This is a genomic window from Allobosea sp. 05T433 (assembly GCF_056396065.1).
On record NZ_JBFTKS010000020.1, the window covers coordinates 104,301 to 122,500 of the forward strand.

The window sequence follows — 18,200 nt, forward strand, 5'->3', positions numbered from 1 at the left end:
CGGGCACGGTTCCCGCAGTCCTATGCGAACTCAGAGGTCCAGGACGAGACGTGCCGGGTCCTCAAGAGCTTCCTTGATGCGAACGAGGAAGGTCACAGCCTCCTTGCCGTCGATGATGCGGTGATCGTAGCTGACCGCCAGATACATCATCGGGCGCACGACGATCTGGCCGCCGACCACCATTGGGCGCTCCTGGATCTTGTGCATGCCGAGGATAGCCGACTGCGGCGCGTTCAGGATCGGCGTCGACATCAGCGAGCCATAGACGCCGCCATTCGAGATCGTGAAGGTGCCGCCCTGCATGTCCTCGATCTTGAGCGCGCCATCGCGCGCCTTCTTGCCGAGCACACCGATTTCCTTCTCGACACCGGCAATCGAGAGCTGGTCGGCATCGCGAACCACCGGCACGACGAGGCCCTTGTCGGTGCCGACCGCGACCGCGATATGGTAGTAGTTCTTGTAGACGATATCGGTGCCGTCGATCTCGGCATTGACCGAGGGGATTTCCTTCAGGGCCTGCACGCAGGCCTTCACGAAGAAGCCCATGAAGCCGAGCTTCACGCCGTGCTTCTTCTCGAACACGTCCTTGTACTGGTTGCGCAGCGCCATCACAGCCGACATGTCCACCTCGTTGAAGGTGGTGAGCATGGCGGCAGTGTTCTGCGCCTCCTTGAGGCGGCGCGCGATGGTCTGGCGCAGCTTCGTCATCTTGACGCGCTCTTCGCGCGAAGCGTCATCGGGAGCCGACGGGGCGCGGACCTGGACCGGAGCTGCGGGCGCGGCCGCAGCCACTGAACCCGTCGCGATGGCGGCCAGCATGTCGCCCTTGGTGACGCGACCGTCCTTGCCAGACGCCGCGACATTCGCCGGATTGACGCCGCTCTCGGCGGCGAGGCGCGCGACGGCCGGGCCGGAATCGGCAGCCTTGGTCGCCGGCGCAGCAGCAGCGGCCGGAGCAGCGGCAGGCTTCGCAGCCTCGGCAGCCGCGACAGGCTTTGCCGGAGCTGCAGCCACGCCGTCACCGGCCGAGATCGAGCCGAGCAGGGCGTTGACGCCGACCGTTTCGCCTTCCTTGGCGACGATCTCGCCGAGGACGCCGGCAGCCGGGGCGTTCACCTCGAGCGTGACCTTGTCGGTCTCGAGCTCGACCAGGGGCTCGTCGGCCTTCACAGCCTCGCCCGGCTTCTTGAACCATTTGCCGATCGTCGCCTCCGAGACGGATTCGCCGAGTGTGGGTACGCGGATTTCGGTCGCCATATCAGGCCTCTTGTTCGTGTCTTTGTCTGGCGTCTTCGGACAGGGTCAGGCCGCGAAGGCCTCGTCCATGAACGCTGCGAGCTGGGCGGTATGCTTCGACATCAGGCCGGTCGCTGTCGCGGCCGAGGCCGGGCGTCCGACATAACGCGGGCGCTTCGGCTTCGAGCCGGCATGGCCCAGCACCCATTCGAGATAGGGCTCGACGAAGGTCCAGGAGCCCATGTTCTTCGGCTCCTCCTGGCACCAGACCACATCGGCGGCCTTGAAGCGCGCCAACTCCTGCGCCAGCGTCTTCAGCGGGAACGGATAGAGCTGCTCGACGCGCATCAGGTAGACGTCGTCGATGCCGCGCTTCTCGCGCTCGTCGAGCAGGTCGAAATAGACCTTGCCGGAGCACAGCACGACCCGGCGGATCTTGCCATCCTTGACCAGCTTCGTCTCGGACCGGCCGCGCTCGGCATCATCATGCAGCACGCGGTGGAAGGTCGAGCCCTCGGCCAGCTCCGACAGGTCGGAGATGCAGCGCTTGTGGCGCAGCAGCGATTTCGGCGTCATCAGGATCAGCGGCTTGCGGAAGTCGCGCTTCAGCTGCCGGCGCAGGATGTGGAAATAGCTCGCAGGGGTCGAGCAGTTCGCGACCTGCATGTTGTCCTCGGCGCACATCTGCAGGAAGCGCTCGAGGCGGGCCGAGGAATGCTCCGGCCCCTGGCCCTCATAGCCATGCGGCAGCAGGCAGACGAGGCCCGACATGCGCAGCCACTTGCGCTCACCCGACGAGATGAACTGGTCGAACACGACTTGCGCGCCATTGGCGAAATCGCCGAACTGCGCTTCCCAGGCAGTCAGGGCGTTGGGCTCCGACAGCGAGTAGCCGTATTCGAAGCCGAGCACCGCCTCTTCCGAGAGCATCGAGTTGATGACCTCGTAGCGTGACTGGCCTTCGCGGATGTTGTTCAGCGACGTATGGCGGGCCTCAGTCTCCTGGTCGATCAGCACCGAGTGGCGCTGCGAGAAGGTGCCGCGTTCGCAATCCTGGCCGGAGAGACGCACGGGGTGGCCGTCGAGCAGCAGCGAGCCGAAGGCGAGCGCCTCGGCCGTCGCCCAATCGATGCCCTGCCCGGCCTCGACCGCCTTGCGGCGATTGTCGAGGAAGCGCTGGATCGTGCGATGGACGTTGAAGCCGGGCGGCGTCGAGGTGATCTTCTCGGTGATCTCCTTCAGCACCGCGGCCGGAACGCCGGTCGCGCCGCGGCGCGGGTCGTCCTCGTCGGCGCGGATCGCCTTCATGCCGGCCCAGCGCCCGTCCAGCCAGTCGGCCTTGTTGGGCTTGAAGGTCTGGCCGGCGTCGAACTCGATCTCGAGCTTGCCTTTCCAGGCCGCCCTCATCTCGTCGAACTCGCCCGGCTGCACCACGCCTTCGGCTTCCAGCTTGGTGGCGTAGAGCTCCAGCGTGGTCTTGTGGCCGCGGATCTTGCGATACATCAGCGGCTGGGTGAAGCCCGGCTCGTCGCCTTCGTTATGGCCGAAGCGGCGATAGCAGAACATGTCGATGACGACCGGCTTGTGGAATTTCTGCCGGAACTCGATCGCGATCTTGGCGGCGAACACGACCGCTTCGGGGTCGTCGCCGTTCACATGGAAGACCGGCGCCTCGACCATCTTCGCCACGTCGGACGGATAGGGCGAGGACCGCGAATAGCGCGGATAGGTGGTGAAGCCGATCTGGTTGTTGATGATGAAATGCACCGAGCCGCCGGTGCGATGGCCCTTCAGTCCGGACAGCCCGAGGCACTCGGCCACGACACCCTGGCCGGCGAAGGCGGCATCGCCATGCAGCAGCAGCGGCAGCACCTTGGAGCGCTCGACGATATCGCCGAACTGGTCCTGCTTGGCGCGGACCTTGCCGAGCACCACGGGATCGACGATCTCGAGATGCGACGGGTTGGCGGTCAGCGAGAGATGGACGTTGTTGCCGTCGAACTCACGGTCGGACGAGGCACCGAGATGGTACTTCACGTCGCCCGAGCCCTCGACATCGTCGGGAGCGAAGGAGCCGCCCTTGAACTCGTGGAACAGCGCGCGGTGCGGCTTACCGAGCACCTGGGTCAGCACGTTGAGGCGGCCGCGATGGGCCATGCCGAAGACGATGTCGCGCACGCCGAGCGCGCCGCCGCGCTTGATGATCTGCTCCAGCGCCGGGATCAGCGCCTCGGCGCCATCAAGGCCGAAGCGCTTGGTGCCGGTATATTTCAGGTCGATGAACTTCTCGAAGCCCTCGGCCTCGACCAGCTTGTTGAGGATCGCCTTCTTGCCTTCGCGGGTGAAGGCGATCTCCTTGTCCGGCCCCTCGATCCGCTCCTGCAGCCATGCCTTCTGCTCCGGATCGGAGATGTGCATGAACTCGATGCCGATCGTGTTGCAATAGGTCCGCTGCAGGATCGCGACCATCTCGCGAAGCGTGGCGAACTCCATGCCGAGCACGTTGTCGATGAAGATCTTGCGGTCGAGATCGGCGTCGGTGAAGCCGAAAGTGGCCGGCGACAGCTCCTCGGGATCCCTCGCCTGCTCAATGTCGAGCGGATCAAGCTTGGCGTGGAGATGGCCGCGCATCCGGTAGGCGCGGATGAGCATGATGGCGCGCACAGAATCCCGCGTCGCCTGCTGCACGTCCGACGCGCTGAGCGTCGCGCCGGCAGCCTTGGCCTTGGCGCTGAGCTTGTCGCCGATGACCTTCTCGACCACGCCCCAATGGCCATCGAGCGCCGAGATGAGCTCGCCGTTGGCATGGATCGGCCAGTTCGGCTTCGTCCAGGACGCACCCTTGGCGTTCTGGATAATGGCCGGGCCATCATCCTTCAGCCCGGCGAAGAACCCGCGCCACTGCTCGTCGACCGAATTCGGATCGGCCTGATAGCGCGCATAGAGGTCCTCGATATAGGCCGCGTTGCCGCCATAGAGGAAACCCGTCTGCGCGAGAGCCTCGTTGATGTCCTGGCGAGCCATTGTCGTCCTGCCTTCTACCGTCGTCCTGCCCCGTTCCCGGAGCGTCTCATGCCGTCATTGCGTCTTAAGTAAGATGGCCGGGCTGGCCCGGCCATCTCGTCGCGTGGGCGTTCAGCCCTTCAACACGTCGACCAAGGTCTTTCCGAGGCGAGCCGGCGAAGGCGAGACCCGGATACCGGCCGCTTCCATCGCGGCGATCTTGTCTTCCGCGCCGCCCTTGCCGCCGGAGATGATCGCGCCGGCATGGCCCATGCGGCGGCCGGGAGGAGCCGTGCGGCCGGCGATGAAGCCGACCATCGGCTTCTTGCGGCCGCGCTTGGCCTCGTCCTTGATGAACTGCGCGGCGTCCTCTTCCGCCGAGCCGCCGATCTCGCCGATCATGACGATCGACTCGGTCTTGGGGTCGGCCAGGAACATCTCGAGCATGTCGATGAACTCGGTGCCCTTGACCGGGTCGCCGCCGATGCCGACGGCCGTGGTCTGGCCGAGACCCTCGCGGGTGGTCTGGAATACGGCCTCATAGGTCAGCGTGCCGGAGCGCGAGACGATGCCGACCGAGCCGGGCTTGAAGATATTGGCCGGCATGATGCCGATCTTGCTCTGGCCGGCGGTGACGACGCCCGGGCAATTCGGCCCGATCAGGCGCGACTTCGAGCCGGAGAGCGAACGCTTGACCCGCACCATGTCGAGCACCGGGATGCCTTCGGTGATGCAAATGATCAGCGGAATCTCGGCGTCGATCGCCTCGCAGATCGCGTCGGCCGCGCCCGGAGGCGGCACATAGACGACGGAGGCATCGGCCCCGGTCGCGGCGCGCGCCTCGGCGACGGTGTCGAAGACCGGCAGGCCGAGATGCAGCGCACCGCCCTTACCGGGCGAGGTGCCGCCGACCATCTGCGTGCCATAGGCGATCGCCTGCTCGGAGTGGAAGGTGCCGTTCTTGCCGGTGAAGCCCTGGCAGATGACCTTGGTGTTCTTGTCGATCAGGATGGACATTGTTTTTCCTCAAGCCTTCTTGACCGCAGCGACGATCTTCTGTGCCGCATCGTCGAGGTCGTCCGCCGGGATGACATTGAGGCCGGAGGTCCGGATGATCTCCTTGCCTTCCTCGACATTCGTGCCCTCGAGGCGCACCACCAGCGGGACCTGGAGGCCGACCGCCTTCACGGCGGCGATGACGCCGCGCGCGATGACGTCGCACTTCATGATGCCGCCGAAGATGTTGACCAGGATGCCCTTCACCTGCGGGTCGGCGGTGATGATCTTGAAGGCTGCAGTGACCTTCTCTTCCGAGGCGCCGCCGCCGACATCGAGGAAGTTCGCCGGCTCCTCGCCGTAGAGCTTGATGATGTCGAGCGTCGCCATGGCGAGGCCCGCGCCGTTGACCATGCAGCCGATCGTGCCGTCGAGCGCGATATAGGCGAGGTCATACTTGGACGCCTCGATCTCCTTGGCATCCTCTTCCGTCTCGTCGCGCAGCGTCATCACCTCGGGGTGACGATAGAGCGAGTTGGAATCGAACGAGACCTTGGCGTCGAGGCACTTGAGCTGGCCCTGCGTCGTCACGATCAGCGGGTTGATCTCGAGCATCGCCATGTCCTTGCCGACGAAGGCGGCATAGATCTGGGCGATGACCTTCTCGGCCTGCTTGGCGAGGTCGCCGGTGAGACCCAGCGCCTTGGCAACGGTGCGGCCGTGATGCGGCATGATGCCGGTCGCGGGATCGACCGAGAAGGTCAGGATCTTCTCGGGCGTGTCATGGGCGACAGCCTCGATGTCCATGCCGCCTTCGGTCGAAACCACGAAGGCAACGCGCGAGGTCTCGCGGTCGACCAGGGCCGAAAGGTAGAATTCCTTCTCGATGTCCGAGCCGTCCTCGATATAGAGGCGGTTGACCTGCTTGCCGGCCGGGCCGGTCTGGGCCGTCACGAGCGTGTTGCCGAGCATTTCCTTGGCATGGGACTCGACCTCTTCGATCGACTTGGCGAGACGCACGCCCCCCTTCGCATCGGCCGGCAGTTCCTTGAACTTGCCCTTGCCGCGACCACCCGCATGGATCTGGCTCTTCACGACATAGAGCGGGCCCGGGAGCTTCTTGGCGGCCTCGACGGCTTCCGCCACCGTAAGGGCCGGGAAGCCGGCGGAGACGGGCGCGCCGTACTCCTTGAGGACCGCCTTGCCTTGATATTCGTGGATGTTCATGTGCTCGAATTCCTTGCGTGCGCTGGCGAGGGCGAATGGAAGGGCGCGCAGCAGTGAGACTGCCGCACGCCCTTCGCTCTATCTCACGCCAATGACGAATCGATGGACTTGCAGGCGTCGATCAGGCCCTGCACCGAAGCCACCGACTTCGAGAGCATTTCCTGCTCCGCCTTGTTGAGACGGATCTTCACGACCTTCTCGACGCCCTTGGCGCCGATGACCACGGGAACGCCGACGAACATGTCGCGCACGCCGTACTGGCCCTTCAACGCGGCAGCCGCCGGCAGGACGCGCTTCTGGTCCTTGAGGTAGCTCTCGGCCATCGCGATGGCCGAGGCCGCCGGAGCGTAGAAGGCCGAGCCGGTCTTGAGCAGGTTGACGATCTCGCCGCCGCCCTTGCGGGTGCGCTCGACGATGGCGTCCAGACGCTCCTGCGTCGTCCACTTCATCTTGACGAGATCGGGCAGCGGGATGCCGGCGACGCCGGAATAGCGCACCAGCGGCACCATGTCGTCGCCATGGCCGCCGAGCACGAAGGCCGAGACGTCCTTGACCGAGACCTGGAACTCTTCAGCCAGGAAATGGCGGAAACGGGCCGAGTCGAGCACGCCGGCCATGCCGCAGATCATGTTGGGCTTCAGGCCCGAGAACTTCTGCAGGGCCCAGACCATCGCGTCGAGCGGGTTGGTGATGCAGATCACGAAGGCCTTCGGCGCATATTGCTTGATGCCCTCGCCGACCGACTTCATCACCTTGAGGTTGATGCCGATCAGGTCGTCGCGGCTCATGCCGGGCTTGCGCGGCACGCCGGCGGTGACGATGACGACATCGGCGCCCTTGATGTCCTCATAGGACTGGGTGCCCTTGTAGCCGGCGTCGAAGCCGTCGACCGGGGATGACTCGGCAATGTCGAGGCCTTTGCCCTGCGGGATGCCTTCGGCGATGTCGAACAGCACGACGTCGCCGAGTTCCTTGAGCCCGGCGAGATGGGCGAGCGTGCCGCCGATCTGGCCGGCGCCGATGAGGGCGATCTTCTTGCGGGCCATAGCCTAGTCCTTGTGCTTGCGCTGCGAGATGCCGGAGACCCGGCGAAACCGTGGGTTTCTTTGGCCCAAACAGGCCTTTTGCTGCAAGTCGTCTTATGGCGATCACGGTCGGGCTGGAGCGCACGCGCCCTGGAAAACAGCCTTCACCTTTCTCGCCGTCAAATCAATGTCTTGCGCAATGCACGCCTCGCGCGAGGCAAGAATAAGGCGGGCAAATTTCCGATTACAAATTACAAAAAATGTAATTTGTAGCCAGAATTTTCAGACGATGCCCGTCGCCAGCACGCGCAGGATGACCCTGATCAGCGTCGCCAACCGAAGGTCTACCGAAGCCTGCGGCACATCCGCGTCGAGCGCCAGCGCAGCAGGGTGAATGAAGCGATGCGTGGCATCGATGACGAAGGCGATCGCCCTGTCGCGATCGCGCGGTTCGAAGGCGCCCGAGCCGATGCCCTCGTCGATGACCCGCTCGAACAGCGCCCTCACCCGGGTGCGGTTGCGACGGCTGATCGCATGACGCCCGGCGACAGCCTGCGACAACGCGGCGAACAGATGCCGGTCCTCCAGCAGCAGGTCGCGATTGGCCTTGGCCAGAGCCAGGATCAGCCGCTCCAGCTTGTCATGGGCGGGGTCTGGTCCGTCGGCGATGTCGGCGAGGCTGCGCTCCGTCGCCTTGAGCCAGACATCGACCACGGCGTCGACGAGCGCAGCCCGCGACGGGAAATAGCGATAGACATTGGCATGCGTCATGCCGGCTTCTTCGGCGACCGCCACGACGGTGAAGCGCTTCAGCCCGTGCAGGCGCAGATGCTCGCTGGCGACGGTGAGGATGCGGGTTTCGCTCGGCTCGCGCGTCGGCATGCGGCGACGCTTCTCAAGTCTCGACCAGGCCGGTCGTGTCGCCGCTGGCGGCGGAATCGACACGGCCATGCGGCAAGGCCAGGTAATCGCCGGAGCGCATCTCGATCAGCCGCKAGACCGTACGGTCGAACTCGAACGCCTCGCGACCGCTCGTGGCGATGTAGAGTTCGTGCGGCTCGGCCTGCGCCGAAGCGATCAGCTTCACATGGAGCTCATAGAGCGTGTCGATCAGGATGATGAAGCGCTTCGCCTCGTTGCGCTGCGTCTCGTCCATCACCGGAATGTCTTCGATCATCAGCGTATGGAAGCGCTCCGCCAGCTCGAGATAATCCGAGGCGCCATAGGCCTCGGCGCAGAGATCCCTGAAACCGGCGCGCGCGACGCCCCCGGCCGCTTCCGGCACGCGCAGCTCATGCCCCTTGACCGACAGGACGAGCGGCCGCCCATGGGCGACCCCGCTCAGAGTCAGAAAAGCCTTGTCGAGCGCGGCCCTGGCCGTTGCATCGGCAGGCACATGATAGGTCGGTGCGCCGCCAAGCTTCTCCAGCCGGAAGTCGGTGCGGGCATCGAGACGCAGCACATCGACCTTCTCGGTCAGCAATGCGATGAAGGGCAGGAACAGCGCTCGGTTGAGCCCGCCCTCATAGAGACGCGACGGCTCGACATTCGAGGTTGCGACCACCACCACGCCGGCCGCGAAGAGCGCCGTGAACAAGCGCCCCAGAATCATTGCATCGGCGATATCGGTGACGGTGAATTCGTCGAAGCAGAGCAGCGTTGCCTCTTCGGCGAGTTCGGCTGCGACGGGACCGATCGGGTCGGGCTCCTTGACCTCGCCCGCCTTCAGGCGCTGGCGGTAGGCGTGGATGCGCGCATGGACATCGGCCAGGAAGGAATGGAAATGCACGCGCCTGCGGGCCATAACCGGCGCCGAGTCGTAGAACATGTCCATCAGCATGGTCTTGCCGCGGCCAACCGAACCCCAGATGTAGAGGCCCTTGATGCCATTGGCCGACGCCTGCCGCTTGCCGAACAGCCAGCCGAGCGCACTGCTCTTTCTGGCCAGTTGGCGTGAGGCGAGTGTCTCCGACAGCGCCTCGAGCCGCTTCACCACGGCGAATTGCGCCGCATCGCGCTCGATGACGCCGGCCTCGACCATGGCGACATAGCGTTCGGAGATGGTGGCGGGCATGGCCTGCGGGCGGGACAGCATCGGCTGCCCGGGTTAAGCCAGGCTCGATGCAACCGCAAGCCTGCTGGCTGATGCACGCTTAGGCATGGGCCGCAGATCGGGGCAGATTGGGCGAAATATCCGCGCTCCCGCCCAAATTTGCCACAGCTTCGCCTCTTGCATTCCCAGATTGGCGGCGCATCTTCCGACCCGAGCTCTAGGGACGAACGCCTCCTGGACGGTAGCGCGACTTGGCGCTGTGACAGGAGAAGACAATTGGCTCGTTCGACAAAGGCCGGCGCAATGTCCGGCCAGGGTGAAATTCGCCGGCTCTGGCCTGCGGAACGCACCCTCTTCATCGATCATCTGCTGCGCTTGGACGTGCTTACGCGTCGCGAGCGCTTTGGCACGGCCGTCAACGACGATTTTCTCGTCAATTACGCTGAGACCACCTTCGGCGTCGGCGGGCTGGTCTATGCCTATATCGAGGACGGAAAGGTCCGCGGCGCGGCCGAACTGCGCGGCCTGGAAGACATCGTCACCCAGACGGGCGAAGCCGCGTTCAGCGTCGAGAAGGCCTGGCGCCGGCAAGGCATCGGCGAAGCGCTGTTCACGCGGCTGATCACGGCCTCGCGCAATCGCGGCATTCGCACGCTCTACATGACCTGCCTGCCCGAGAACGCTGCCATGCGCCGGCTGGCGCGCAAGTTCGAGGCCGAGCTGATTGGCGGCTACAACGATGTCGAGGGGACGATCGCCACCGGCGGGCCGACGCCTTTCACCGTCCTCGACGAAGCCTTCGACAATGCCAAGGGCTTTGCCACTCTGGCGCTGTCGCTGCAGCGCCGGTTCTGGCGCCCGGCCTTTTTCGCGAGATCGTCGTCGCGCCCATGAGGCGCGACGAGCAGGCCCGCCTCAGCGGTTGAGCGAGAGGGCGGCGCCGGATTTGGTGACAGCGCCGTTCATGCTGCCACTGTCCCCGGCACGCAAACGCGCGACTACCGTGCCGCCCGGCTGGTAGAGATAGACCTCGCCGTCGCGATAGTCCCAGGCATTGACCTTCTGCAGGTCACGATTGGCACAGCCTGCCGCATTGGCGCGGTAGAGATCGAGAGCCGGCGTGCTCGACAGCTGGATCCGGCAGGAACTGCCCGTCGCCTCGCGCGCGGTCCAGCTCCCGATGACGCTGTCACGCGAAGATCCCGCGCTGCGGGCGGGGGCGGCGCCCTGGCCCAGCGTCGCGACCTGGCCGCTGCCGCCTCTGAGTTGCGGAATCTCGGTTGCCCCGGCGACAGGCGGCGCGCTCTGCGGTTGCGGCCGTCCTGCATTGGGATCGAAGAACGGATCCTGCGGCGCCGGCAGGGCTCCCGGCGACGAAGGCGCGGAGGCGGCCGGATATCCGCCCGGCGGCGGCAAGGGCTGCGACGTCACGGGAGCAGAGCTGATCGGCGGAGCCGATTGCAGCTGAGGCTGGCCGTAGCCCGGCCCACCGGAGAAGCCGGGTCCCGGCCCGTTGAAACGCTGCGACCCCGCGCAGGCCGTGAGCGCAAGGAAGGGCAGCAGGCAGGCGGCCTTGAAGAAGCGATGTCGTGTCGCGGTCACGGTCGTCATGCGGTGCCTATTCCCGTCTCGTTGGCTCAGCTGATTCGCAAGCCTAGGCCTGCGCAATGAACGTGGCATGAGCACCTCAATCCCCCAAATACCGGAACTGATCAACTCCGCCACGGGGCATTTGGTTCTTGGGTGCCCGGCGCGGCATAGTCCGGCAGCTTTGGAGAACCAGCATGAAGCCGCTCAACCCGCCCTCGATCCGCCCGCCCTTCGCCCGTTACAGCCATGGAGCCGAACTGCCCGGCGGGCAGCGCCTCGTCTTCTGCTCCGGGCAGCTCGGCATCACGGCCGATGGCGGCATTCCCGAAGATGCACGGGCTCAGGCCGATCTCTGCTTCGCCAACATCGCCAAGATCCTCGGCGAAGCCGGCATGACGCTCGCCGATATCGTGCGGATCAATGCCTATGTCACCGACCGGGCGTATATGAAGCCTTATATGGAATCGCGTGACGCCCATGTCGGCACGCCGCCTCCGGCCTCGACCCTGATGATCGTCTCCGGCTTCACTCTGCCCGAGTTCAAGGTCGAGATCGAGGTCGTGGCCGCAGCAGCCTGATCCGAGCGATCAGACCTCGGCACGCCACGGATAACTCCAGGTCTCCGTCAGCGTCTTGTCGCCGCTCTTCAGGAAGGCACGCATCTCTGCGAGTTGCCCGGGCTCGACGACGATGTCGATGAAGGCGCGGAAACCTTCGGTCTTCGGGTTAGGCACGATAAAGGCACGGTTGATCCGGCCATAGGCGATCGACGGCACGATCTCGACCTTCTCCGGCTGCTTCAGGTGATAGTCGAGATCGCCGCCGGCGAAATCGACGATGAAGCGGCGCGCGCCATCGGTGACGGGCTCGCCCGAGCCGAGCGCCTTCGGCTTCGCCTGGTAGGTGTTGATCACACGGCCGCCGGGGTGGAGGTCGCTGGAGTCGAGCAGCGCGGTCAGCTTGTAGCCGAAGCGGAACTCGCGGCCGGCCTCGAGCGCGGCCTTGGGTGCCCAGAGCGCGACGATATTGTCATTGGTCTCGTCGCCGGTCGGCAGCTCGATCAGCTCGACCACGCCCTCACCCCAGTCGCCCTGGGGTTCGATCCAGTAGGACGGCCTGAGCTCGTAGCTGAGATCGAGATCCTGATAGTGCTCGAAGACGCGGTCGCGCTGCATCAGCCCGAAGCCGCGCACATTGCTTTCGACGAAGGAGGAAACCGCCTGCTGCCGCGGATTGCGCAAGGGCCGCCAGATCCATTCGCCGGTGCGCGAGTGCACCATCAGGCCGTCGGAATCATGCAGCTCGGTCCGGAAATCGTMATGGAAGCGCCGGTCGTTCTCGCCGGTGAAGAACATCGAGGTCAGCGGCGCGAGGCCGAGCTTTTCGATCGTCTTGCGCGGGAACAGCGCGACGCTGATATCGACCACGCTGTCGACATCCGGATAGATATGGAACTGGTAGGCGCCCGATACCGAGGCTGAATCGAGAAGCGCATAGACCGTGACGCGCTCGGCGCCCGCGCTCGGTGCCTCCACCCAGAACTCGCGGAAGACAGGGAACTCCTCGCCTCCGGGCACGCCGGCACCGATGGCCAGGCCGCGCGCCGAAAGCCCGTAACGCTGCTCGCGGCCGAGCACCCGGAAATAGCTGGCGCCGATGAAGGAGATCAGCTCGTCGAAAATGCGCGGATCGTTGAGCGGATAATGCAGGCGGAAGCCGGCAAAGCCGAGATTGACCGGCAGCGGCTTCTCGAACTTGATCCGGCCATAGTCGAACAGGTTCGACGAATAAGGCACCGGTGTCGGTACGCCGTCGCGCACGATGTTCACGGTCACCGGGCGCGTGAACAGGAAGCCGGGATGGAACATCTGCATCCGGAAACCCGAACCGGTCGGCGCCAGCAGCGCCCGCTCGGGGCGGAAGCGGATATCGCGCCAGGCGTCGAAATCGAGACGCGACAACGGTTCCGGCAGGGTCGGACCAGGCTCATAGGGCGCGGCCGCGATCTCGCGAGCCCGGCGCACCACGTCCTCGAAGCCGAAGCGCGGCTGCGGTGGGGTCGGGGCCGGAGCCGGCTGCGTCTCCGGCTGCTGCGCGAGCAGCGCGGCGGGCGCCACGGAAAAGCTCAAGGCGGCGGAAAGGCCGGCCAGGATCTGGCGGCGATTGGATACGGTCATGATTCGAGGAAGCCCCGTCGCGTTTGCGCCCGAAGGCGCATCTCGCCAACGACTTAGGCGATGAAATGGGGCCGGTCTAGGGCGCAGCGGCGGCGCATCTCCGGCACGCACGATGTTGACAGCCGATCGCCCTGTTTTCTACGTTTCGCCCCGGGCCGGATGCAGCCCGCCGCTCGCGCCCTCCCGGGCATGGTGAATGCATCCCGCTTCCGTCCCGATCCCGATCGATCCGGTGGACGCTTCCAGCAATGCGAGCCCTGGCCGCTTCGTCCACCATCGAGAAGGATTGTGACCATGCGCACCTATCGCGATGCGAAACTGATGGCCAAGGCCCTGCGCGAAGCCGTGGCTCCGCAGACCGCGCTTTCACACGCCCAGGCGCTCGAAATCGTCGCCCGGCAGTTCGGCTATGACGACTGGAACATCCTCGCGGCGAAAATCGGCGAGGCAGAAGCCCGCCCGGCCGCCGGCACCGACCAGACAGGCGTGACCCTGAATATGGGTATCCCGATCCTGCGGATCTTCGACCTGGAGAAAGCCAAGGAGTTCTATCTCGGCTTCCTCGGCTTCAGCATGGATTGGGACCACCGCTACGGACCTGAATTCCCGATCTATATGCAGGTTTCACGCTCGGGCCTGCAACTTCACCTCTCCGAGCATCATGGCGACGCCAGCCCAGGATCGACCGTCTTCGTCTGGATGCAGGGCGTGGACGCCTATCGCGCCGAACTGATCGGCAAGCGCTATCCCTTCTCGAAACCCGGTATCCAGGAAAATGGCGCGGGCGGTCGCACGCTCGAGGTGCCGGACCCATTTGGGAACCGCATCCGCTTTTGCGAGAAACGGGCCTAGATTGAGGCTCGATCAGCCTCGATACCTGCGGTTGCGCGCCCGTCGACCAGCCCGGCGCGCTTCTGCCTCGCGCGTTCGGCGAAAAAACCGAACCCCGAGGTCAAAAAGAACTTGTAGAGGGGGGCCGCAGTTCGTATATGCGGCTTACCCAATTCGCACGTGCCTGTGGCCGCGTGCTGGTCGGTGGGCATTCGGACAAGAGGCCGGACAGCCGCCAGGGATGGGAAACGGATGGAGGGGGATGGATATCCCCTCAAATCACGCTCCCGGCTCTCGCAAGAGAGCCGCTCCCGAACAGCGACCAGCAGCCGGAGGCGAAACCGGCAAACCCCGAATCTCCACGGGGGACGCAGCTTAAAGCAACGACGGAGCGGGCTTTTTTGGTCTCGTTGGCTTTCCACAGGTCAACACCGAAGAGGCTTGTCCTTCATTGCCGGCCGTGCGGGGGTTCCCCAATCGACGGTGTTTCGGGTCCGGACGTTTCGTCCGCTGTTCTCGGCGTCTCCATCGCGCCGTGACCTGCGAACGACTCACCCGGCGATACGTCGTATCGGCGCCGCTTGCGCCGTAGGGGAGTCGCGCCGATGACCGAGCGCATCCGTGAATTTCTGCGTAACCGCCGTGAAGACGGCCCCTGCGTCGTCATCGATCTCGATGTCGTGCGCGAGAATTATCGTGCCTTCTCCCGGGCCCTTCCCGACACGCGCGTCTTCTACGCCGTGAAGGCGAACCCGGCACCGGAGGTGCTTGCCCTGCTGGCCAAGCTCGGCTCCTGCTTCGATTGCGCCTCGGTCGTCGAGATCGAGCTCGCTCTCGCGGCCGGCGCCACCGCTGACCGCATCTCCTATGGCAACACGATCAAGAAGGAGCGCGACGTCGCGCGCGCCATGGAGCTCGGCGTGCGCCTGTTCGCCGTCGATTGCGTAGCCGAGGTCGACAAGATCGCCCGTTCCGCCGCCCTCACCGCGGTCAAGGACGCGCGCATTTTCTGCCGCATCCTCTGCGACGGCGCCGGCGCCGACTGGCCGCTCTCGCGCAAGTTCGGCTGCGTGCCCGAAATGGCCGCGGACGTGCTTGAGCATGGCCATCGTCTTGGCCTGGGCGCCTATGGCATCTCGTTCCATGTCGGCTCGCAGCAGGCGAACGTGAACGCCTGGGATTCCGCCCTGGCCTCGGCCTCGGCGGTGTTCAAGGAATGCGCCACCCGTGGCATGTCGCTGTCGATGGTCAATCTCGGCGGTGGCTTCCCGGCGCGCTACCTGCGTCCGATCCCAGGCGTTCCGGCCTATGGCGATGCGATCTTCCGGGCGCTGTCGAAGCATTTCGGCAACCAGCTTCCGGAGACGATCATCGAGCCGGGCCGCGGCATGGTCGGCGAAGCCGGCATGATCGAGGCCGAGGTCGTGCTTGTCTCGAAGAAGAGCGAGGACGATCAGGTTCGCTGGGTCTATCTCGACATCGGCAAGTTCAGCGGTCTCGCCGAGACCATGGACGAGGCGATCCGCTATCCGATCCGCACCCCGCGCGACGGTGACGCGACCGTGCCGAGCGTCCTGGCCGGCCCGACCTGCGACTCGGTCGACGTCATGTACGAAAAGACTCCGTACATGCTGCCGTTCAGCCTGGAGATCGGCGATCGCGTGCTGATCGAGGGCACCGGTGCTTATACGACGACCTATTCGGCCGTCGCCTTCAACGGCTTCCCGCCGCTGAAGCAATACGTCATCTGACGTTCCGGCTCCGGCACCTGCCGGAGCCGCCCCCCAAATCATTCTGTTTGGCCGCGTTCGCGCGCGGCGCCGGGAAGGTCTGCGCTCTTGCGCAGGCGCTCCGGCCGGAGGTGCGTCATGATCACGATCCGCGAGGAAACCGCGTTCGACATCCAGGCCCGTGAGGCCCTGCTCGACCGTTGCTTCGGCGAGCGCCGTTTCGCCAAGACCAGCGAACGCCTGCGTGAAGGCCGGATGCCGGCCGCCGGGCTGGCGCTTGTCGCGGAGCGCGACGGCGCAGTCGTGGCAACCGTCAGGCTCTGGAACATCGATGCCGGCGGCCATGATGCTCTGCTGCTCGGGCCGCTCGCCGTCTCCCCGGATCTGCACGGCGAAGGGCTCGGCAAGACGATGATGCGCGAGGCGATCTGGCGCGCTGCCTGCCATGGCCACGGCGCTGTGCTGCTGGTCGGCGATGCGCCCTATTACGCTCGGTTTGGCTTCTCGGCCGAGCCGATGCGCGATCTTGCCATGCCCGGCCCGGTCGAGCGCGAGCGCTTCCTCGGCCTCGAACTGCGCCCCGGCGCGCTCGCGGGCGCCGCCGGCGTCCTGTCCGCAACGGGGCGCCTGATCGAGCCCCTGCCTGCCGCGGCGCTCGCAGCCTGATCGCGAGCGTCACCACGGCGTCATCCGCACCGGATTGTCTTCAGCGTCGTCGGGGTCGGAATCGACCCTGGCGGCGCAAAAATGGCGTTCCGGATTGACGAGCGCGGCCGCTCTCCATACGAGCCCGCGAAAGATTTACCCCCGTTCCACCCCAACCAAGGAAACATCATGACTCATTGGCCCGTCCACGGCACCATCACCGGACCGATCGTAATGATCGGGTTCGGCTCCATCGGACGCGGAACACTGCCGTTGATCGAGCGGCATTTCGAATACGACCGCAGCCGCTTCGTCGTCATCGACCCGCATGACACCAACCGTGCCCTCCTCGACGAGCGCGGCATCCGCTTCATCCAGGAAGCGGTGACCCCCGAGAACTACAAGAGCCTGCTGCAGCCCCTTCTCACCGAAGGCGGTGGCCAGGGCTTCTGCGTCAACCTGTCGGTCGACACCGGCTCGCTCGACATCATGCAATTCTGCTCCGAGCTTGGCGCACTCTATATCGACACCGTCAACGAGCCTTGGCTCGGCTTCTATTTCGACCACAGCAAGGGTCCCGAGGCCCGCTCGAACTATGCGCTGCGCGAAGCCACCATGGCTGCCAAGCGCGCGCGTCCGGCCGGCACCACCACGGCAGTCTCCTGCTGCGGCGCCAATCCCGGCATGGTCTCATGGTTCGTCAAGCAGGGCCTGCTCAACGTCGCGGCCGATCTCGGCCTCCAGACCCCCGAACCGAAGAACCGCGCCGAATGGGGCGCCCTGATGCAGCAGGTTGGCGTCAAGGGTATCCATATCGCCGAGCGCGACACCCAGCGTGCCAAGCATCCCAAGCCGCGCGATGTCTTCGTCAACACCTGGTCGGTCGAGGGTTTCGTCTCGGAAGGCCAGCAGCCGGCGGAGCTCGGCTGGGGCACGCATGAGCGCTGGATGCCAGAGAACGGTCGCACGCATGAGGCTGGCTGCCAGTCGGCGATCTATCTGCTCCAGGCCGGGGCCGAGACGCGCGTGCGGAGCTGGTGCCCGACGCCCGGCCCGCAATACGGCTTCCTGGTGACGCATAACGAGGCGATCTCGCTCTCCGATTACTTCACGGTGCGCAACGAGGCCGGCAACCCGACCTATCGGCCGACCTGCCACTATGCTTATCACCCCGCCAATGACGCCGTGCTTTCGTTGCATGAGATGTTCGGTAGCGCCGGCAAGGTGCAGGAGAAGCAGCACATCCTCGAGGAGAGCGAAATCGTCGATGGCATCGACGAACTCGGCGTACTGCTCTATGGCCACGGCAAGAATGCCTACTGGTTCGGCTCGCAACTCTCCGTGGAAGAGACCCGCCGGATTGCGCCTTATCAGAACGCCACGGGCCTCCAGGTGACCTCCGCCGTGCTTGCCGGCATGGTCTGGGCCCTGGAGAACCCGAAGGCCGGCATCGTCGAATCCGATGAGCTCGATTTCCGTCGCTGCCTGGAAGTGCAGTTGCCCTATCTCGGCCCGGTGGTCGGGACCTATACCGACTGGACGCCGCTGCAGGGCCGCCCGGGCTTCTTCCCGGAGGATATCGACACCAGCGATCCCTGGCAGTTCCGGAACATTCTGGTCCGCTGACGCCTACCATCCTCGGGAAGCCTCGCACCGGCCCGAGGGTCTCCGGACCCCGTTGCACCGC

15 protein-coding genes are annotated in these 18,200 nt (G+C 65.4%); 6 read left to right on the top strand and 9 right to left on the bottom strand.

Going from position 1 to position 18,200, the window contains the following annotated elements:
• Positions 1-30 precede the first annotated feature (30 nt).
• The 7 genes from odhB to zapE form a co-directional block, all read right to left on the bottom strand.
• Complete coding sequence (odhB, locus tag AC1DGP_RS24225; protein WP_441505794.1) at positions 31-1,257, bottom strand: 2-oxoglutarate dehydrogenase complex dihydrolipoyllysine-residue succinyltransferase; 1,227 nt, start codon at positions 1,255-1,257, stop codon at positions 31-33.
• Between the two features lie 45 nt (positions 1,258-1,302).
• Positions 1,303-4,260, bottom strand: a complete 2,958-nt coding sequence (locus AC1DGP_RS24230; RefSeq protein WP_441492437.1) for a 2-oxoglutarate dehydrogenase E1 component — start codon at positions 4,258-4,260, stop codon at positions 1,303-1,305.
• Positions 4,261-4,371: 111 nt separating this feature from the next.
• Positions 4,372-5,256, bottom strand: coding sequence for a succinate--CoA ligase subunit alpha (gene sucD, locus AC1DGP_RS24235; protein ID WP_476775534.1), 885 nt, complete (start codon positions 5,254-5,256; stop codon positions 4,372-4,374).
• A 9-nt stretch (positions 5,257-5,265) separates the two neighbouring features.
• Positions 5,266-6,462 carry an ADP-forming succinate--CoA ligase subunit beta gene (gene sucC, locus AC1DGP_RS24240; RefSeq protein WP_441492436.1) on the bottom strand — a complete coding sequence of 399 codons (1,197 nt, stop codon included), beginning with the start codon at positions 6,460-6,462 and terminating at the stop codon, positions 5,266-5,268.
• An 83-nt stretch (positions 6,463-6,545) separates the two neighbouring features.
• A complete protein-coding gene (mdh, locus tag AC1DGP_RS24245; RefSeq protein WP_043241858.1) occupies positions 6,546-7,508 on the bottom strand; it encodes a malate dehydrogenase in 963 nt (320 codons plus the stop codon).
• 261 nt (positions 7,509-7,769) lie between these two features.
• On the bottom strand, positions 7,770-8,369 hold the full coding sequence (locus AC1DGP_RS24250) for a TetR/AcrR family transcriptional regulator (protein WP_441492435.1): 600 nt from the start codon (positions 8,367-8,369) through the stop codon (positions 7,770-7,772).
• Positions 8,370-8,382: 13 nt separating this feature from the next.
• A complete protein-coding gene (gene zapE, locus AC1DGP_RS24255) occupies positions 8,383-9,582 on the bottom strand; it encodes a cell division protein ZapE (protein WP_476832624.1) in 1,200 nt (399 codons plus the stop codon).
• 234 nt (positions 9,583-9,816) lie between these two features.
• Between zapE and AC1DGP_RS24260 the strand changes: the two genes are divergently transcribed.
• Positions 9,817-10,434, top strand: a complete 618-nt coding sequence (locus AC1DGP_RS24260) for a GNAT family N-acetyltransferase (RefSeq protein ID WP_441492433.1) — start codon at positions 9,817-9,819, stop codon at positions 10,432-10,434.
• Between the two features lie 21 nt (positions 10,435-10,455).
• On the opposite strand, the gene AC1DGP_RS24265 is transcribed toward AC1DGP_RS24260, so the two are convergent.
• A complete protein-coding gene (locus tag AC1DGP_RS24265) occupies positions 10,456-11,151 on the bottom strand; it encodes an AprI/Inh family metalloprotease inhibitor (protein WP_441505796.1) in 696 nt (231 codons plus the stop codon).
• Between the two features lie 173 nt (positions 11,152-11,324).
• Here AC1DGP_RS24265 and AC1DGP_RS24270 point away from each other — a divergent pair, with 173 nt between their 5' ends.
• The gene (locus AC1DGP_RS24270; RefSeq protein WP_441505797.1) at positions 11,325-11,708 is read left to right on the top strand and encodes a RidA family protein; all 384 of its coding nucleotides are present in this window, start codon (positions 11,325-11,327) and stop codon (positions 11,706-11,708) included.
• A gap of 9 nt (positions 11,709-11,717) precedes the next feature.
• Here AC1DGP_RS24270 and AC1DGP_RS24275 read toward each other — a convergent pair whose 3' ends face one another.
• The gene (locus AC1DGP_RS24275; RefSeq protein WP_476832625.1) at positions 11,718-13,307 is read right to left on the bottom strand and encodes an OpgD/OpgG family glucan biosynthesis protein; all 1,590 of its coding nucleotides are present in this window, start codon (positions 13,305-13,307) and stop codon (positions 11,718-11,720) included.
• Positions 13,308-13,601: 294 nt separating this feature from the next.
• On the opposite strand from AC1DGP_RS24275, the gene AC1DGP_RS24280 reads away from it, so the two are divergent.
• The 4 genes from AC1DGP_RS24280 to AC1DGP_RS24295 all read left to right on the top strand — a co-directional run bounded on the left by AC1DGP_RS24280 (position 13,602) and on the right by AC1DGP_RS24295 (position 18,139).
• The gene (locus AC1DGP_RS24280) at positions 13,602-14,159 is read left to right on the top strand and encodes a glyoxalase superfamily protein (protein ID WP_476832626.1); all 558 of its coding nucleotides are present in this window, start codon (positions 13,602-13,604) and stop codon (positions 14,157-14,159) included.
• Between the two features lie 584 nt (positions 14,160-14,743).
• On the top strand, positions 14,744-15,889 hold the full coding sequence (locus AC1DGP_RS24285; protein WP_069878757.1) for a type III PLP-dependent enzyme: 1,146 nt from the start codon (positions 14,744-14,746) through the stop codon (positions 15,887-15,889).
• Between the two features lie 117 nt (positions 15,890-16,006).
• A complete protein-coding gene (locus tag AC1DGP_RS24290; protein ID WP_441492428.1) occupies positions 16,007-16,534 on the top strand; it encodes a GNAT family N-acetyltransferase in 528 nt (175 codons plus the stop codon).
• 168 nt (positions 16,535-16,702) lie between these two features.
• On the top strand, positions 16,703-18,139 hold the full coding sequence (locus AC1DGP_RS24295) for a homospermidine synthase (protein WP_476768947.1): 1,437 nt from the start codon (positions 16,703-16,705) through the stop codon (positions 18,137-18,139).
• Positions 18,140-18,200: the final 61 nt, after the last annotated feature.

What these genes read in the sequence shown, in the direction of transcription:
- mdh (WP_043241858.1), bottom strand. Translation starts at nt 7,508, where the DNA reads ATGGCCCGCAAGAAGATCGCCCTCATCGGCGCCGGCCAGATCGGCGGC.
- AC1DGP_RS24295 (WP_476768947.1), top strand. Translation starts at nt 16,703, where the DNA reads ATGACTCATTGGCCCGTCCACGGCACCATCACCGGACCGATCGTAATG.
- AC1DGP_RS24265 (WP_441505796.1), bottom strand. Translation starts at nt 11,151, where the DNA reads ATGACGACCGTGACCGCGACACGACATCGCTTCTTCAAGGCCGCCTGC.
- AC1DGP_RS24285 (WP_069878757.1), top strand. Translation starts at nt 14,744, where the DNA reads ATGACCGAGCGCATCCGTGAATTTCTGCGTAACCGCCGTGAAGACGGC.
- AC1DGP_RS24230 (WP_441492437.1), bottom strand. Translation starts at nt 4,260, where the DNA reads ATGGCTCGCCAGGACATCAACGAGGCTCTCGCGCAGACGGGTTTCCTC.
- sucD (WP_476775534.1), bottom strand. Translation starts at nt 5,256, where the DNA reads ATGTCCATCCTGATCGACAAGAACACCAAGGTCATCTGCCAGGGCTTC.
- odhB (WP_441505794.1), bottom strand. Translation starts at nt 1,257, where the DNA reads ATGGCGACCGAAATCCGCGTACCCACACTCGGCGAATCCGTCTCGGAG.
- AC1DGP_RS24280 (WP_476832626.1), top strand. Translation starts at nt 13,602, where the DNA reads ATGCGCACCTATCGCGATGCGAAACTGATGGCCAAGGCCCTGCGCGAA.
- AC1DGP_RS24290 (WP_441492428.1), top strand. Translation starts at nt 16,007, where the DNA reads ATGATCACGATCCGCGAGGAAACCGCGTTCGACATCCAGGCCCGTGAG.
- sucC (WP_441492436.1), bottom strand. Translation starts at nt 6,462, where the DNA reads ATGAACATCCACGAATATCAAGGCAAGGCGGTCCTCAAGGAGTACGGC.
- AC1DGP_RS24250 (WP_441492435.1), bottom strand. Translation starts at nt 8,369, where the DNA reads ATGCCGACGCGCGAGCCGAGCGAAACCCGCATCCTCACCGTCGCCAGC.
- AC1DGP_RS24270 (WP_441505797.1), top strand. Translation starts at nt 11,325, where the DNA reads ATGAAGCCGCTCAACCCGCCCTCGATCCGCCCGCCCTTCGCCCGTTAC.